At 73.9% G+C, this 17,647-nt stretch carries 8 protein-coding genes; all 8 read right to left on the bottom strand.

The features are described 5' to 3' along the window. Position 1 precedes the first annotated feature (1 nt). Positions 2-955: a GHMP family kinase ATP-binding protein gene (locus CRP51_RS03325; protein WP_097229454.1), complete on the bottom strand. Its 954-nt coding sequence runs from the start codon at positions 953-955 to the stop codon at positions 2-4. Beyond that, positions 952-4,194 carry a non-ribosomal peptide synthetase gene (locus tag CRP51_RS03320; RefSeq protein ID WP_097229453.1) on the bottom strand — a complete coding sequence of 1,081 codons (3,243 nt, stop codon included), beginning with the start codon at positions 4,192-4,194 and terminating at the stop codon, positions 952-954. Before CRP51_RS03320 ends, CRP51_RS03325 begins: the two co-directional genes overlap by 4 nt. After that, positions 4,191-5,495, bottom strand: a complete 1,305-nt coding sequence (locus CRP51_RS03315) for an ATP-grasp domain-containing protein (RefSeq protein WP_097229452.1) — start codon at positions 5,493-5,495, stop codon at positions 4,191-4,193. The genes CRP51_RS03320 and CRP51_RS03315 overlap by 4 nt, the downstream gene beginning before the upstream one ends. Further along, positions 5,492-6,973, bottom strand: coding sequence for an argininosuccinate lyase (gene argH / locus CRP51_RS03310; protein ID WP_097229451.1), 1,482 nt, complete (start codon positions 6,971-6,973; stop codon positions 5,492-5,494). The genes CRP51_RS03315 and argH overlap by 4 nt, the downstream gene beginning before the upstream one ends. Then, a complete protein-coding gene (locus tag CRP51_RS03305; protein ID WP_097229450.1) occupies positions 6,970-8,040 on the bottom strand; it encodes a cysteine synthase family protein in 1,071 nt (356 codons plus the stop codon). Before CRP51_RS03305 ends, argH begins: the two co-directional genes overlap by 4 nt. A gap of 25 nt (positions 8,041-8,065) precedes the next feature. Then, entirely contained in the window at positions 8,066-8,878 is an 813-nt protein-coding gene (locus tag CRP51_RS03300; RefSeq protein ID WP_097229449.1) for an alpha/beta fold hydrolase, read from the bottom strand. A 32-nt stretch (positions 8,879-8,910) separates the two neighbouring features. Further along, a complete protein-coding gene (locus CRP51_RS03295) occupies positions 8,911-9,147 on the bottom strand; it encodes an MbtH family protein (RefSeq protein ID WP_097229448.1) in 237 nt (78 codons plus the stop codon). Positions 9,148-9,289: 142 nt separating this feature from the next. After that, a complete protein-coding gene (locus CRP51_RS03290; protein ID WP_281259631.1) occupies positions 9,290-17,638 on the bottom strand; it encodes a non-ribosomal peptide synthetase in 8,349 nt (2,782 codons plus the stop codon). Positions 17,639-17,647 lie beyond the last annotated feature (9 nt).

Raw genomic sequence — 17,647 nt, 5'->3', positions numbered from 1 at the left:
GTCACGCCCCGCGCGGTGGCGGGGCGTCCGTCTCCGGGAAGCTCAGCGTGCGGTAGACGGTGACGTCGCCGGTCAGCTCCTCGCACGCCTGGGCGGCGGCCGCCAGCCGGTGCGCGTACCCCGGGCCCGCCGGGTCCAGCAGCACCCCCAGGGTCGTCCCGCTGTGGCTGGTGACGACCCCCAGGCCGCCCACCTCACGGCAGACGTCGAGCAGCGGCTCCAGCGTCCACTTGTGCCGCAGCACCTGGTTGAGCTGCGCGCTGCGGGTGGCGACCGCCCCCACCGCCGCCAGGTCGTGGCGTGCGACGGCCCCGCTCAGCCGCTCCAGCAGGTCGGCGTACTCGCGTTTGTGGGCGGCGGTGAAGGGCTTGGGGATCCGGTTGAAGTCCACCGTGTCGACCGCGCCGCCCTCGTCGACGCCCACGACCGCCATCGGCGGCAGCGAACCCAGGCGGGCGAGCAGGCGCACACTGCGGTGCCGGAACGCCACGATCCCCGGGTACAGGACGCCGTCGGTCGGCTCGATGCGCGCCAGATAGCCCTCGATCCTGCGCGGCGGCATCGCCACCCCCAGCGCGTTGCCCACCGCCCGCGCGGTGGCCACCAGGTCGGCCGAGGAGCTCGCGAGCCCCTTGCCCTCCGGCAGCGTGCTGTCGATCGTCAGCCGGCCGCCGACCGGCCACGGCAGGTCGTCCAGGATCATCGACGTCAGACGCAGCGCCTTCTTCTTGTGCCTCGGCACGACCTCCAGGACCGCCGCCTCGTCACTCGCCCGGAACGTGGCCGTGGTCCACCGCGCGATCGGCAGCGTCACCAGGAAGTCGCCGTCCGCGCGCCCCGGCAGCACACCCTGGAGCAGCTCGCCGAACGTGCCGTATGTGCCGCTCACGCCCACGGCGCCCGCCCGCGGGCTCCTCGGGGCGTCCAGCACGCCGTGCTCGGCCCCGGCCGTCATGCCGGGACCTCCCCGGCGCCCGAGGGAACCCCGCAGCCGGCCCGCACCAGCGCGGCGCAGGAACCGGCCCGGGTGCTGACGAAGTAGTGCCCGCCGTCGGGCAGCTCACGGCACCGCACGCGCTCCGCGAGCTGGAGCCAGTCGCGCCAGCGCCGCCGCGCCCCGGCGGTCGCGGGGTCGTCCTCGGCGACCACCACCTCCAGCGGGGTACGGAGGCGGCCCCCGGGGCCGCGCCGGCGCATCGCGTCCAGATGGCGCTCCGAGCTCAGGACGTCGTGCCGGTACGCCGCCGCGACCGTCCGCGCCCGCTCCCGCTGGTATCCGTCCAGCTCGATGTAGGAGCTCTGGGCGCGCATCCGGGCCAGCACACCGTCGTCGTCCGTGCCCCGGACGGCCGCGTCCCCGCGTCGCGGACCGGGCTCCGCCAGCAGCAGCCCGCCGACGAAGACCAGCTTCGCCGCCCGCCCCGCGCCCTCCAGCAGCCGCGCGGTCTCCCACGCGTGGGCGGCGCCCGAACTGTGCCCCCACAGCAGAACCGGAAGGCCGACCCGGTCGCGGATCTCCGCGCACACCCGTTCGGCCACCTCGCGCACCCCGGCCAGTGGTTCGCCGTCCAACACCAGGTCGTGGCCGGGCAGTTCCACGCCGTAGACCGCGATGCCGTCGCCCTCCAACGTGCGGGCCAGCGTCCGGAAGTTGACCGCGTTGCCGCCCGCGTAGGGGAAGCACACCAGGCCGTGATGGGCGCCGGGCACCGTGGACAGGGGCTGGAGCAGTCCCTCGGCCGCCGGCTGCCGACGGCCGCCAGCTCCGCCGGTCCCGTCCCCGTTCTCCAGGGCCGCCGCCATGGCGCGCAGGACCGGGAAGCGCAGCAGCCGGCTCATCGACAGCGCCCGGCGCAGCTGGATCTGGAGCCGCACCGCCGCCAGCGACGTGCCGCCGAGCGCGAAGAAGTCGTCGTCCCTGCCGATCCGTTCCAGCGGCACGTGCAGCACCTCGGCCCAGAGGGTGGCGAGCCGCTGCTCGGCCGGGGTGGCGGGGGCGGAGACGGCGAGCCCGCCCTGTTCCAGGGGGCCGGCCAGCCGGGTCAGCAGCCGTTTGTCCACCTTGCCGTTGCCGGTCAGCGGGAGTCGGTCCAGCCGGTGGAAGGAGGCCGGGACCATGTACGCGGGCACCTCGGCGGACAGCTCGGCCCGCAGCTCCTCGGCCCCCGGCGCGGCCGCGCCCGGCTGGCCGGTGTGGAACGCGACGAGCCGGGGATGCGCGCTGGCCGCCCGGTCGATGACCACCGCGGCCTCCCGCACACCGGGGACGGCCAGCAGCCGGTTCTCGATCTCGCCCAGTTCGATACGGAAGCCGCGCAGCCTCACCTGCTCGTCCCGGCGGCCCAGGAACTCCAGCCGGCCGTCCGGCAGCCACCGACCGAAGTCGCCGGTGCGGTACATCCGGGCGCCGGGACGGAACGGGTCGGGCACGAACGCCTGCCGGGTGCGTTCCTCGTCGTTCAGATAGCCCCGGCCGACACAGACGCCGGAGAAGATGATCTCGCCGGGGGCGCCGAGCGGCAGCAGCGCCAGATGCTCGTCCAGCACATAGACATGGACGTTCGGCAGCGGGCGCCCCACCGGCACGAAGCCGGTCTCCGGCGGCCGCGTGAGCACCTCGTGCATCGTGTCGTCGGACACCTCGGTGGCGCCGTACGCGTTGACCAGGGGGATACCCGGGAACAGCGCGAACCAGCGCCGCACCAGCTCCTGACGCAGCGGCTCCCCGGTGACCGAGAGCGACCGCAGCGCGCCCAGCGTTCGCGGCTCCTGCTCCAGCCGGGTCAGCAGCACCTCCAGATACGAGGGAACGACCTGGGCCACCGTGACCCCGCCCGCCACGATCTCGGTCACGAACGCGTCCACGTCGCGCAGCACCTCGGCGTCCACGATCCGGGTACTGCCGCCGACCAGCAGCGGCGCCGTCAACTGCCACAGCGAGATGTCGAAGCCCTGGGAGGCGGTCTGCGCGACCACCGCGCCGGCCCCCTCCCCGGCCAGCCCCATGTCCTCGACCTTGGCGTACAGGTGGTTGAGCAGCCCCGCGTGTTCGCAGACGGCGACCTTGGGCCTCCCGCTCGACCCCGAGGTGAGATAGAGGTACGCGGCGTCCCGGGGCCGGGCCGGCACCCGGCGGTCCGCCGGGGCGCCGCCGCCCCCCACCGTCCCCCGTCGGCCGTCCTCGACGGGCAGCACCCGCCGGCCGGCCGCGATCCGGCGCGCCCACGCGTCGTTCCGCTCGTCCGCCAGCACGAGCCCGCAGCCGCTGGCCGCGAGGGCGGCCGCGGCCCTCCCGGCGGGCACGTCCGCACACGCCGGGAGGTACACGCCGCCGGCCTTCCACACGGCCAGCACCGCCACCGCCCAGTCGAAACCCCGCTCCGCCGCCACTCCCACGGTCTCCCCGGGGCCGAGGCCCGCGTCGAGCAGGGCGCCGGCGAGCCGGTCGGCACGCCCGTCCAGCTCGCCGTACGTCCAGGCGCGGTCCCGGTGGCGTACGGCGACCGCGTCCGGCACCCGCCGGGCGACGCGCGCGAAGACGTCGGTGAACGTGGCGTCCGGCCGCTCGGCACGGCGGCCGGACAGGCCGTACACCTGCGTCGCGACCTCCCGCTCCGACAGCAGGCCCACCCGGTGGTGTGGGCCCTCGGGGTCCGCCACCAGCGCGCCGAGCGCGGCGCGCAGATAGCCGGCCAGGCGTCCGGCGAACTCCCCGTCCAGGGCGCCCCGGTCGTACCCCACGTGCAGAAGCGGCCCCGACGCGTCGCCGCCCACGCCCAGCCGCAGCACGCAGCCGGCCGGGAGCCCGCCGCCCGCGCCCTGCGCCACCCGGGCGTCAAGCACGATCTCGGCCCCCGCGCCGCTCCCCGCGGCGGCCTTCCGCGCCTCGGCCACCGTGCGGACCAGCTCCCGCCAGGTGGAGTTCCCCACGGCCACCCGCAGCGCCAGGGCCGCTCCGCCCGCCCCGGCCGGCACGTACCCCACCAGCAGCTCACGCTCGGCCGTGACCGTGGCCAGCACCCGCAGCCGCAGGGCCAGCCACACGTCGGACACGGTCACACCCCACCGGCCGGCCAGCGTCTCCAGCTCCGGGACCGGTCCGGACAGCGGGCGGTCCACCCGGGCGGCGGCGCCCGGCCGCCGCGCGCCCGGCGCGACCCAGCGGGGTGCCTGGGTGAACCCTTCGGCACTCACCCGCCCGCACCGTCCGAGTCGCCGCCCCCCGCCAGTTCGACGCGCACCAGCCCGGCTGCCGCCTCGGCGCGCGCGCCGGCCTCGGCCGCCCCGGACCCGGTGGCCACCACGCAGCCCAGCCGGTCCCGGAAGCTGTGCGTGATCTCCACGCGCCGGCCGGGGACCGCGGTGCAGTGCGCGTGCACCACCCCCGGGGCGCGCTCCGCCTCGGCGAGCCCGTGCACGGCCGTGACCTCGCCCGCGCGCCGGGCCGTCACGAAGCGGACCGCCGCGTGCCCCGGGCCGCGACCCGCCGTCGCGGCCGGCTGACCGCTGGCCCGCGCGATCACCCGGTCGACCAGGTCGACACCGCGCGCGGCGAGGACCGCGGCCGGGATCATCCCCCCGGCGAGCCGGGGGTTGACCTCGATGACCACCGGCCCCTTCGGCCCGAGACGCAGCTCCACATGGGCCGCTCCCCAGCCGAGGCCCAGCGCGTCCAGCGCCCGCAGCGCCGTACGGCCCAGCTCCGTCTGCACCCCGCAGGCGACCGGGGCGGGGATGTCGTGGCCGGTCTCCACGAAGTACGGCTCGGCACCGAGCCGTTTGCCGACGACGGCGACCACCTCGCGGTCGAACGTCTCCACCGAGAACTCGGGCCCGCTCACCGCGCTCTCCACCAGGATCTCCCGGGGGACCGGCGCCCCGCGCTCGTCCACCTCGCGGGAGAGCAGCAGGTCCGCCCAACCGGCCACCTCGGCGCGGTCGGCGCACAGCCGCACCCCGACCGAGCCCGAGCCGCTGACCGGCTTGAGCACCACCGGGTACCCCAGCCGGTCCGCCGCCCGCGCCGCCTCCCCGGTCTCCGTCACGGCCCGGAACCCCGGCACCGGAACCCCCGCGGCGGCCAGCAGTTCGCGCTGCCGGTCCTTGCGGCGGCAGCCGGCGACGGCGTCGCCGTCCGGCGCCGGCAGCCCCAGCTTCCCGGCCACCTCGGCCGCGGACGCCATGAAGTACTCCGAGCTGCTGGTGACCCCGACCAGCCCGGCGCCCCGTTCCGCCAGCTCCGCGCAGGCCCTCAGCACCGCGTCCCGGTCGCCGGTGTCCAACCGCACGGTGTCCACCCCGTCCGCCGCCGCGTACGGATACCGCTCCGGGGAACCGGCCAGCAGCACGGGGCGCAGCCCGCGCCCTTGCGCCACCGCGCAGAACTCCCGTCCGCTGCCCGTGGTGTTGCTCTCCAGCAGCGCCAGCACCGGCGCGGTCCCGGCCGCGCCGGCGGCCGTCCCCGCGGTTCCCGCCGTCTCCTTCTCCGTGGTCATGGTGCCTCGTTCCCCTCCGGTCGGGCCGTCAGCTCCGCCACGGCCCCGTCCAGTCGCTGTCGTGCCACCGCCCAGGACTCCCGCCTCCCGCGCAGCCATCCGGCGTGGTCGACCAACCGGCGGCGCACCTCGTCGAAGGAAGTGTCGAACATGCCGGGCCCGCCTCCGTAGCGGTGCTCCGCCGTCACCTCGTCCAACGGCGGAACGCTGCCGGCCGGCAGGTCGGCGCCCGTCAGCCGGGTGGAGCCGGACTCGACGGCCCGGCGCACCGCGGCGCCCACGGTGTGGTGCGCGGTGCGGAACGGCACGCCCTGCCGCACCAGACGGTTCGCCACGACCGTGGCGGTCACGAAGCCCTCCTCGGCGCGCGCGGCCATGCGGGCGGCCACCGGTCGCCCGCCGCTCACCAGGACCTGGGCGAGCAGCACCGACTCCACCGTCCCCGCCAGCGCGCCCCACACCTCACTGACCGCTTCCGTGCCCACCTCGATCGAGTTGGTGAACGGGGTCGACTTCATCGAGGAGGCCGCGCCCGTCCAGACGCCGACCGCCGCCCCCGCCCGGCCCTTGACGTGTTCCAGCAGGAACGCGTTGCGCTTCTGCGGCATCGCGGAACTCCCGCCGACCAGCCGCTCGGGGAACGTGACGAAGCCGAACTCCTGGGTGCTCCACAGCTGGAGGTCGGTCGCCAGCCGGCTGAGCGTCAGCCCCACCCCCGCCGCGCCCGCCACCGCACGCAACGCCGTGTCACGGCTCGCCACCGCGTCCATCGCGTGCGCCACCGGCGCCTCGAAGCCCAGCAGCGCCGCCGTGCGGGCCGGGTCGATGGGCAGATCCGTGCCGGAGACCGCCCCGGCGCCCAGCGGACAGCGGTCCAGCTCCCCGAGCGTGTGGCGCAGCGCGGCGATGTCGCGCTCCAGCGCCGTGGCGACCCCGGCGAGGTAGTAGCCGTAGGTCACCGGCATGGCGGGCTGGTAGTGCGTGTAGACGGGCATCACCACCTCGCGGTACGCCCGAGCCCGGCACAGCAGCACGGCCTGGAGCCGCAGCGTCTGGCCGAGCAGCTCGGCCAGCTCGGCGCGCAGCCGCATCGCGGTCGCGGTGGCCTTGATGTCGTTGCGCGAACGGCCCGTGTGCAGCTTGCCCCCGGTCTCCGGTCCCAGCGCGGACACCAGATGCGCCTCGTACATCAGGTAGAGGCCGCGCGGCATGGGGCGGTGGTGCAGCTCGCGGAAGCCGTCGGCTCGCAGCCGGCCGACGTGGCGCAGCAGCTCCGCCGCGTCCCGCCCCGGCACGAGCCGCCGCTCGGCCAGCATCACGACGTGCGCCAGGTCGATCGTGGTCAGCAGCTCCAACTCGCCGTCGATCGCCGACGGTTCAGCGGTGCCGAACACCATGCTCCTGGTGCGCGCGCCCAGCGTCGCGGCCAGCCGCCCGGTGTCCGCCTGGTCCGGTTCCCTCGCCCCGCCGCCCGTCATGAGACCGCCCTGCCCGCCAGCGGCCGCTCGCCCGCGGTGCCGCCGGTGGCCTCCGCGTAGCTCCGCCGCCGCCAGGCCATCCGGGTCCAGCGCTCGCGGGGGGCGTCCGGCCGGGTGACCTCCAGCGGCTCGGCGGGCGGCGCGGAGAGCGCGAAGCCGTTCGCCGCCAGCCAGTCGTCGTCATAGACGGTGGCCTGGTAGCGGTACCCCTCGTCGGGCAGGAGCACCACGCACAGCTGGTCGGGGTGCGACTCCGCCCACCACCGGGCCGCCAGGTAGGCCGCCCCGCTGGTCGGCCCCTGGAACACCGCGTGCCGGGAGTGCAACTGGCGGGTCGCGAGAAACGCCTCGGCCGCCGTGCACCAGTGCACCTCGTCGAACGCGGTGTGGTCCAGGTTCGCCGGCCACAGGCTGTTGCCGAGGCCCCGCAACGGCCGAGGGCCGTCGGGCTGACCGAACAGCACGCTGTGGTGGGTGTCCACCCCGATCGCCCGGGTGTGCGGGGTGGCCTCCCGCAGCGTGCCCACCGTCCCGCACATGGAGCCGCCCGAGCCGACCGGCCCCACCAGCGCGTCCACCTGCCCCAGCGCCTTGCCCAGCAGCTCGGCCACGACGGCGTACGACCGGGGGTTGTCGGGGTTGCTGTACTGCTCGGGACAGAAGGTGTCCGGGTGCTCCGCGCGTATCTCCGCGAGTCGGCGCAGTCTCGCCTCCTGGAAGCCGCCCACCGGAGCCGGGGTCGCGCACACCTCCACCCGCGCCCCCAGATCGCTCAGCCGCCGGTGCAGATGCACGTCGATCGCCGGATCGCTGACCAGGACGAGATCGCGCCGCAACAGCGCGGTCTGCATCGCCAGCCCGAGACCGAACGTGCCCGACGTCGTCTCGACCACCAGGGTTTTCGGACCCAACTCGCCGCGCCGCAGCGCGGCACGCAGAATCGTACGGGCGGGCAGCAGCTTCATCAGGGTGAAGACCGCCCCATACAGATTCCTGCCGAGCCGCACGATGCGCGGCATCATCTGCGCCTCGGTAATTTCCTGGAACACCGGCATGGACACCGCCATTGTCTGATCCCTCGTGGGGAAAGGGCTACGGCCTTTGGGGCTGGGAAAAGAACTCGATGATGCTCTTGTTCACCGCCGCGGAGTCCTCCAGATACCCGTAGTGTCCGCAGTCGGCGATCTCTTCGAAAGTCGCTCCGGGAATGGCGTCGGCGACCTCCCGGCCCAGGGAAGCCGGAGTGATCAGGTCGTCGGCGAAAGCGAGCACATGGCAGGGCACCTCGATGGCCGCGTAGGCGCGCAGCCTGTTCTCCATCTTGCTGAGTTCGTTCTGCGCGCGGACCCCCGCCCCGCCGGGCGGCGCCAGTTCGAACAGGTCGAGCCAGTCCGCCATCGCGTGGTCGTCGGCCAACGTCCGGGGCGAGAGGTTGTGCAGCGCCCGCACCACGGCCCGGTACCGGGGCGGCAGCACCACCCCGGCGTCGTGCAGCTCGCACTCGGCCCGCGTCAGCGCGGCGCGCGTCCGGTCCACCCGGCCGCGCGTGGCCATCAGCACCACCTGTCGGAGCAGGTCGGGCCGGGCGAGCGCCAACTCCTGGGCCACATGGGCGCCGAGGGAGGTGCCCACCACCCGGCAGGGGCCCAGCCCCAGCCGCTCGACCAGCCCGACCACGTCACCGACCATGTCCGGGACGGTGAACCCCTCGGGGCACTCGGAACTCGGCGGCATACCCCTGTTGTCGAACGTGATCACCCGGTATCCCGCAGCGGTCAGCGCCGGCACCTGGTGCAGGTGCCAGACGTTGTGGCTGCCGCCCGTGCCCTGGATCATCACCACCGGCTCACCGGAACCGGTATCCCTGTAGTGGAGTTGAATCCCGTTCACCGATAGGGCGGGCAACGTTCTCTCCCTCGTGCGCCGTTTCCGTGCTGTCAGGCCGCCGGCGCGCCGGGGGCGTTGCCCTCCATCGTCGCGATCAGGCTTTTCGGGCGCATGTCCGTCCAGTTCTCCTCGACGAACCGAAGCGCCGCCTCGTGGCTCGCGTCCTCCAGCGCCACATTCCATCCCGCGGGCACCTCGGCGAAGGTCGGCCAGAGGGAATGCTGCCCCTCGTCGTTGACCAGGACCAGGTAGGTGCCCTCGGGGTCCTCGAACGGGTTGGTGCTCATGAAACGACGCCTCCTTGACGGGTATGCGATGACGGAGAATGAGCTTGAGTAGCGTTCCAGGGGGTCCTATCGGATCGATATCCGGCGGGGCCGCGACGGGGGGTGCCGCCCCGCCCGTCGCGGCCCGGCCGGAAGCGCGGGTTCAGGAGAGCTCCTGCCAATCGCTCTCCAACTGCTCGATCTCCCGCTGGTCGAGCAGCGACAGCGCCACGTCGGAGGGCGTCATGCCGCCCGCGTCGGGCCGCCGCGCGTGCTCCACCAGCGCTTCGAGGGCGTCGAACCACAGCTGCGCGAGCTGCCGGACGTCCGCCTCGTCGAGGATGTCCGGCACCCAGCTCCAGGACGCGACCAGCACCGGGCCACGGGGGCCGTCGTCGGTGCGGGCGACCAGGTCCAGCGGGTGTGTCATGGCCACCCGCGGATCGGTGGCGCCGAGCGCGCCGGCGGAGGCGAGCACCGTCCAGTCGGGGGTCCGGGCGGTCGCGGCGTCCTCGGCGTCGGCCGCGGTGAACCGGCCCAGGTAGTTGAAACTGATCTCGGGCGCCGGCAGCCCGGCGAACTCGGCGGCGCCCCGCGCGCTCATGTGCCGTACCAGGCCGTACCCGATGCCCTTGTCCGGCACCGCGCGCAGCCGCTCCTTGACATGCTTGAGCACGGCCCCGGCCGCCGGGCCGCCGGCCCACGCCTCCGCGCGGTCCCGCTCGTTCGCCAGGCCCGTCGCGAGCCGCACCGGATACCGGCTGGTCAACCAGCCCACCGTGCGGGAGAGATCGGCACCGGGAGAGACGGCCTCCTCCCGGCCGTGCCCCTCCAGGTCCAGCAGCACGGTGTCCGTGCCGCCGCGACGCCAGCGGGCCCACGCCAGGGTGAACGCCGCCAGCAGCACGTCGTTCACCTCGGCCCGGAACACCCTCGGCACGCGGGTCAGCACCGCCTCGGTGACGGCGCTCGGCAGCCGCAGACTGAGATGCCCCGCGCCGCCGTGCGCGTCCCGCTCACCGTTCAGCCGCCGGCGGCCGAGCGGCGCCGCCGGGCCCCGCAGCATCTCCCGCCACAGGGCGGCCTGTCCGGCGTACCGGGGGTTGCCGGCCGCCTCCGCGAGCCGCAGGGCCCAGCCGCGCAGGGACGTGCCGACCGGGGGCAACTCCGGCGCCCGGCCCGCCCGCGCGGCCCGGTACGCCTCCGCCAGGTCCGGCACCAGCACGCGCCACGACACCCCGTCGACGGCCAGGTGATGGATCAACACCAGCAGCACCCCCGGCTTCGAGGCGCCCTGGTCGAACCACACGAACCGCGCCAACCGCCCCCGCGCTGGGTCCAGCCGCTGCCTGGCGGCGCGGGTCTCCTCCTCCATCAGCGCGCGGAGGGACGCCTCGTCCCGCCCCGCCGCGTCCACCCGCGACACGCACTCCGGCGCGGACACCGCACCGCGAGGAGCGATCTCCAGGCACCACTCCCCGCCGTCCCGGGACAGTTGGGCCCGCAGCGCGTCGTGCCGGGCGAGTACGGCCCGCACGGCGGCCGTCAGCGCCGGGGCGTCGAGCCCTGCGGGGACCTGCACCAGCCGCGACTGGTTGTACTGGTCGACCGGCCCGCCACGTTCCAGGAACGCCCGCATGACGGGTGTCAGCGGCACCCGGCCGACCGCCGTCCCGGCCTCCTCGCCGGCGGTCCCGGCGGTGTTCGCGGTCTCGGTCACCACCGCCGCCAGCGCTGCGACCGTCTTGTGCTCGAACACGTCGCGCACGGACAGCCCGAGCCCCGCGCGCCGTGCCCGGGTGACCAGCTGGATGGACATGATGCTGTCCCCGCCCAGGTCGAAGAAGCTGTCGTCGACGCCGACCGCGTCCAGGTGCAGCACCTCGGCGTAGAGCCCGCAGAGGACCTTCTCGCGACGCGAGCGAGGGGCGCGGTCGCCGACCCGGGACGCGAAGCCGGGCGCGGGGAGCGCCCGGTGGTCGAGCTTGCCGTTGGGGGTGAGGGGAAGCGCGTCCAGCACGACGACGGCGGCCGGGACCATGTAGTCGGGGAGCGCGGCCCGCAGCCGGTCGCGCAGCTCGTCCTCGGTGACGGGGGCGTCGGCGACGGCGTAGGCGACCAGCCGCGGGGTGCCGGGGGTGTCCTCGCGGAGCAGGACGCGGGCCTCGGTCAGGGCGGGGTGGGTGGTGAGGGCGGCCTCGATCTCGCCGGGTTCGATGCGGTGGCCGCGGAGTTTGATCTGGTGGTCGGTGCGGCCGGCGTATTCGAGTTGGCCGTCGTGTCGCCAACGCGCCAGGTCCCCCGTCCGGTACATCCGCGTGCCCGGTGCCCCGTGCGGGTCAGCGACGAAACGCTCGGCCGTCAGTCCCGGGCGCCGGTGGTAGCCGCGGGCCAACTGCGGCCCCGCAAGATAGAGCTCGCCCAGGACCCCCGGCGGAACCGGACGCAGGCCGGCGTCCAGGACGTAGAGCCGCGCGCCCGGGAAGGGCCGCCCGATCGGGACGGGCCCGGCGGACGGCTCCTGCCCGGGGCGGAGGTGGTGGTCGCTGACGCTGACGGTGGCCTCGGTGGGCCCGTAGTCGTTGATCACCGTGACCCGCGGATGACGTGCCCGCCACTCGGTCAGGGCGTGCGGGAGGAGTTGCTCGCCGCCGATGATCAGCGTCCGGGTCGGGGAGACCGCCTCGGGAAGTGCGTTGAGCAGCGGCAGATGGGACGGGGTGATCTTGAGGAAGGTCGGCTGCGGGACGCCCTCCTCCAGGTCGGCGAGGTGGATCGTGCCGCCGCTGACGAGCGGGGTCCACAGCGCGGTCACGGTCAGGTCGAACGCCAGCGGGGAGTGCAGCAGCGTGGAGCCACCGGCGGGATAGGTGTCGCGGGCCCGCGTGAGATAGGTGGCCAGGGCGCGGTGCTCGACGATCACGCCCTTGGGGCGGCCGGTGGAGCCTGAGGTGTAGAGCATGTACGCCGGGTGGCCGGCCGTCAGGGGCGCGGCCCGCTCGGCGTCCGTGAGGTTGCCGTCGGCGTGGGCGTCGAGCCCCAGCCCGTCAAGCGAGGTCAGACGCAGCGCCGGGGCCGCGTCCGAGAGGACGTCGGCGGTGCGCTCGGCCGGGTGGTCCGGGTCCAGCGGCACATACGCCGCGCCGCTCTTCACCGTCCCCAGCAGGGCGACGATCAACTCCGGGCTCCGCGCCATGCCGACGGCCACGAACGACTCGGGGCCCACGCCCCGCTCCCGCAACCAGCGCGCGAGCCGGTTCGCCCGTCCGTTGAGCCCCGCGTAGGTCAGACTCCGCCCGTCGCAGGTCAGCGCCACCGCGTCCGGCGTGGCCGCCGCCTGCTCCTCGAACAGCGCGACGAGGTTTTTCGGTTCGTCCCGGGCGGGCTGACCGTTCCAGTCCTCCAGGATCCTGCGCTCCTCCTCCCCGGTGAGGATGTCGATGTCCGTGAGGGGCCGGTCGGGGTGCGCCGCGACCCCGGTGAGGAGGCGGACCAGACGGTCCACGAGGGACCTGGCGGTGTCCCGGTCGAACAGGTCCGTGCTGAACTCCAGCGACCCGTTGAGCCCGCGCGGCGCCCCCACGGCGTCACGCCGCTCCGACAGACTCAGCGACAGGTCGAACTTCGCGTGCGGTGACGTGAGCCTCAGCGTCTCGGCCGTCACACCCGGCAGTTCGGGAGCCCCGTGCCCCTCGATGTTGTTGAGGACGAGCATGACCTGGAAGAGGGGGTGGTGGGCGAGGGTGCGGGTGGGGTTGAGGTGCTCGACGAGGCGTTCGAAGGGGAGGTCCTGGTGGCTGTAGGCGTCGAGGTCGGTGTCGCGGACGCGGTTCAGCAGTTGGCGGAAGGTGGGGTTGCCGCTGGTGTCGGTGCGCAGGACGAGGGTGTTGACGAACAGCCCGACGAGGTCGTCCACCGCGTCGTCGGTGCGCCCGGCGACGGGGACGCCGACGGGGATGTCGGTGCCGGCGCCGAGGCGGGTGAGGAGGGTGGCCAACGCGGCCTGGAGCACCATGAACAGGCTGCTCCCGCTGTCCTGGGCCAGTGCGGTGAGGTCCCGGTGCAGCCCCTCCTCCAGCGTGAAGGTGAGGGTGTCGCCGGTGTGGCTGGCGACGGCGGGTCGGGGGCGGTCGGTGGGGAGGGGGATCTGTTCCGGCAGGCCGGCCAGGGTCTCGGCCCAGTAGGCGAGTTGACGCCCCGCGGCGCTCGCGGGGTCCTCGGAGGAGCCGAGGACGTCGTGCTGCCAGAGCGCGTAGTCCGCGTACTGCACCGGCAGCGTTGACCAACGCGGCGCCTCGGAGCGGCGGCGCGCGCGGTAGGCGAGGGACAGGTCGTGTACCAACCGCCGCTTGGACCAGGCGTCGCCGGCGATGTGGTGCAACAGGAGCAGGAGGACGCTCTCCCTCTCGGAGAGCCGGAACAGCCAGGCGCGCAGGGGCGGTTCCCCCGCCAGGTCGAAGCTGTGGCTCGCGGCGCGGGTCAGCTCGTCGTCCAGGGCGCGTGTCGTCGTCTCCACCACGTCGAGCTCCGGCCGGGCCGCGTCGGCGGGGAGCACCACCTGGTAGGAACCCGCCTCGTCGTTGGCCAGCAGGGTGCGGAGGGTCTCGTGGCGCGCGACGAGGTCGTGGAGTGCCCGGCGGAGTGCGTGGTGGTCGAGTTCCCCGGTGAGGCGGAGCGCGGTCGGGAGGTTGTAGGTGGGGGTGGGGCCTTCGAGTTGGTGGAGGAACCAGAGGCGTTGTTGGGCGTGGGAGAGGGGGATGCGGTCGGGGCGTTCGCGTGGGGTGAGGGGGGTGCGGGCGGTTTCCGCCTGGTCGAGTGTGCTGCTGAGTTGGGCGATGGTGGGGGTCTGGAAGAGCTGTCGGATGGGCAGCTCCGTGCCCAGGGTGGTGCGGATGCGGCTGACGAGGCGGGTGGCGAGGAGGGAGTGTCCGCCGAGGTGGAAGAAGTCGTCGTCGATGGTGACGTGGGGGACTCTCAGTACGTCGGCGTAGAGGCCGCAGAGGATCTCCTCGCGCGGGTTGCGGGGTTCACGGCCGGTGCTGGTGGTGGTGTGGTCGGGGGTGGGGAGTGCGGCGCGGTCGAGTTTGCCGTTGGGGGTGAGGGGGAGCGCGTCGAGGATGAGGAGGGCGGCGGGGACCATGTAGTCGGGGAGTACGTCGCGGAGATGGTCGCGGAGCTCGTCCTCGATGACGGGGGTGTGGGTGACGGCGTAGGCGATGAGGCGTTGGTCGCCCGGGGTGTCCTCGCGCAGCAGAACGGTGGCCTGGGTGACGGCCGGGTGGGTGGTCAGGACGGCTTCGATCTCGCCGGGTTCGATGCGGTGGCCGCGGAGTTTGATCTGGTGGTCGGTGCGCCCGGCGTACGCGAGTTGGCCGTCGTGTCGCCAACGCGCCAGGTCGCCCGTCCGGTACATGCGGGCGCCCGGTTCCCCGTGCGGGTCGGCGACGAAACGCTCGGCCGTCAGCCCCGGACGCCCGTGATAGCCACGGGCCAACTGCGGTCCGGCGACATAGAGCTCGCCGGTGACCCCGGGGGCCACGGGATTCAACGCGTGGTCCAGGACGTACACGGCCGTGTTGGCCACCGGCCGCCCGATGGGCGGACCGCCCGGGGTGGCGCCGTCGACCTCGGCTGCGGTCGCCCAGATGGTCGTCTCGGTCGGGCCGTAGAGATTGGTCACGGACAGGGCGACGTGGCGCAGTTCCGCCGCCAGCGCACCGGGGAGCGCTTCCCCGCCCACCAGGGCGTGCCGCAGCACCGGGTCCACGGCGCCGAGGGAGGTCAGCTCACGCCAGAGGCTGGGGGTTGCCTGGAGGTGGGTGGCCCGGGTGTCGGCGACCAGGCGGCGAAGTGCCTCGGGGTCCCGTGTGGTGTGCTTGTCGACGAGCGTGACCCGCGCACCGGCCAGCAGGGGCAGGAAGATCTCCAGCCCGGCGATGTCGAAGCTGACCGTGGTCACCGAGAGCAGATGGTCGTCCGCCGTCACGCGGAACCGGTCCTGCATCGTCATGAGGAAGTTGCCGAGACCGCGCAGCGGGACGACGACCCCCTTGGCCCGGCCGGTGGAGCCGGAGGTGTAGATGATGTACGCCGGGTTGTCCGGCGTCGGCCGGGGGCCGTCGCGGTCGCCGGGGGCGAGCGGCCGGGCCGGGGCGGACGACAGCGCGTCGGCGACCTCCGCGTCGTCCAGCAGCACCGTGGGCACGCCGGCCAGGAGGCGCGGGGCGGTCTCCCCGGTCGCGAGGGCCAGGACGGTCTCCGCGTCGCCGAGCATGTACCCGATGCGGTCGGCCGGGTAGTCGGGGTCGATGGGGAGGTAGGCCGCCCCGGTCTTCAGCACGGCCAACATGCCGACGACGAGGTCGAGCGACCGGGGCAGGGCGACGGCGACGAAACGTTCGGGGGCCGCGCCGCGTTGGGCGAGGAGCCGTGCCAACCGGTTGGCGCGGGCGTCCAGTTCGGCGTAGGTCAGGTGCCGACCCTCGAAGGAGAGCGCGGGCGCGTCCGGCGAGGCCGCCGCCCGCTCCTCGAACAGCTCGACGACGGACCGGGAGGGAAGCTCCCGCACGGGGCCGCTCCCGTCGACGAGGAGTCGCCGGCGCTGCTCCTCGCCCAGCACGTCGAGGCGGTCGAGGGGGGTGTCGGGGGAGTCGGTGACCGCTTCGAGGATGTGCAGCAGCCGTTCGGTGAGGGCCCGGACAGTACGGGCGTCGAAGAGGTCGGTGCTGAACGTGACGCCGCCGGTGATGCCTTCCGGCGTCTCGCTCGTGGGCTCGTCGAAGAAGAACGACAGGTCGAACCGCGCCGCAGGCGACTCGTTGGCCACCAACCGGGCGCTCAGCCCCGGCAGGCGCAGCGTCGGCTGGTCCGTCTCCCGGGTGTGCGGATTGCGCACGGTGAGCATGACCTGGAAAAGCGGGTGGTGCGAGAGGCTACGGGCGGGGTTGAGGTGCTCGACGAGCCGTTCGAACGGGAGGTCCTGGTGGGTGTAGGCGTCCAGGTCCGTCTCCCGCACCCGGCGCAGTAGCTCCCGGAACGTGGGGTTGCCGCTGGTGTCCGTGCGCAGCACCAGCGTGTTGAGGAAGAAGCCGGCCAGTTCCTCGACCGCGTTGTCCGTGCGCCCCGAGATGGGCGTGCCGATGGGGATGTCGTGACCGGCGCCGTGCCGGGAGAGCAGCGCCGCGACGGCGGCCTGAAGCACCATGAACACGCTGCTGTCGCTGCTCCGGGTGAGCGCCGTCAGACGTTCGTGGAGGCGCGGCGGAATGGTGAACGTGACGACCTCGCCGCGGTAGGAGGCGGTGGCGGGCCGGGGCCGGTCGGTGGGCAGGTCTAGCTGCTCCGGAATGCCGGCCAACGTCTCCCGCCAGTAGTCGAGTTGGCGGGCGATCCCGCTGTCGCCGTCACTCTCGGAGCCGAGGACCTCGTGTTGCCAGAGCGCGTAGTCGGCGTACTGGACGGGAAGCGGCGCCCAGCTCGGCGGCCGGTTCCGACAGCGGGCCGCGTAGGCGGAGGAGAGGTCCCGGGCCAGCAGGGCCCGCGACCACGCGTCGCACGCGATGTGGTGGAAGAGCAGGAGCAGCACGTGCTCGCCGTCCGAGAGGCGGAACAGGCGGACGAGCAGCGGGACTTCGGTGGCGAGGTCGAAGGTGTGCGTGGAGGCGTCCGCGAGGTGCCGCGCCAGCTCCTCCTCGTCGGTGTTGACGGTGGTGAGGGTGAGGTCGGCCTGTTCCGGGGTGAGGATGGTCTGCCTCGGGCCCTGGTCGTCCTCGGTGTAGAGGGTGCGGAGGGTCTCGTGGCGTGCGACGAGGTCGTTGAGGGCCTGGCGGAGTGCGTGGTGGTCGAGTTCTCCAGTGAGGCGGAGTGCGGTGGGGATGTTGTAGGTGGGGGTGGGGCCTTCGAGTTGGTGGAGGAACCAGAGGCGCTGCTGGGCGTAGGAGAGCGGGATGCGCGCGGGGCGTTCGCGGCGCGTGAGGGGGGTGCGGGCGGTCCCCGCCTGGTCGAGCGCGCTGCTCAGCTGGGCGATGGTGGGGGCCTCGAAGAACTGGCGAATCGGCAGTTCGGTGTTGAGGGTGGTGCGGATGCGGCTGATGAGCCGGATGGCGAGGAGGGAGTGTCCGCCGAGGTGGAAGAAGTCGTCGTCGATGGTGATGTGGGGGATGTTGAGGATGTCGGCGTAGAGGCCGCAGAGGATTTCCTCGCGTGGTGAGCGGGGGGCGCGGCCGGTGGGGTTTCTGGTTCCTGCTTCCTCGGGGGTGGGGAGTGCGTCGCGGTCGAGTTTGCCGTGGGGGGTGAGGGGGAGTGCGTCGAGGGTGAGGAGGGCGGTGGGGATCATGTAGTCGGGGAGGTGGGCTGCTGTGTGGTCGCGGAGTTCGTCTTCGGTGACGGGTGCTTGGGTGACGGTGTAGGCGATGAGGCGTTGGTCGCCTGGGGTGTCTTCGCGGAGGATGACGGTGGCTTGGGTGACGGCGGGGTGGGTGGTGAGGACGGTTTCGATTTCGCCGGGTTCGATGCGGTGGCC

The sequence above is a fragment of the Streptomyces zhaozhouensis genome (assembly GCF_900230195.1).
In the GTDB taxonomy this organism is placed as follows: domain Bacteria; phylum Actinomycetota; class Actinomycetes; order Streptomycetales; family Streptomycetaceae; genus Streptomyces; species Streptomyces zhaozhouensis.
This window is presented reverse-complemented; position numbering and strand designations above follow the sequence as displayed.

What these genes read in the sequence shown, in the direction of transcription:
- CRP51_RS03325 (WP_097229454.1), bottom strand. Translation starts at nt 955, where the DNA reads ATGACGGCCGGGGCCGAGCACGGCGTGCTGGACGCCCCGAGGAGCCCG.
- CRP51_RS03315 (WP_097229452.1), bottom strand. Translation starts at nt 5,495, where the DNA reads ATGACCACGGAGAAGGAGACGGCGGGAACCGCGGGGACGGCCGCCGGC.
- argH (WP_097229451.1), bottom strand. Translation starts at nt 6,973, where the DNA reads ATGACGGGCGGCGGGGCGAGGGAACCGGACCAGGCGGACACCGGGCGG.
- CRP51_RS03305 (WP_097229450.1), bottom strand. Translation starts at nt 8,040, where the DNA reads ATGGCGGTGTCCATGCCGGTGTTCCAGGAAATTACCGAGGCGCAGATG.
- CRP51_RS03295 (WP_097229448.1), bottom strand. Translation starts at nt 9,147, where the DNA reads ATGAGCACCAACCCGTTCGAGGACCCCGAGGGCACCTACCTGGTCCTG.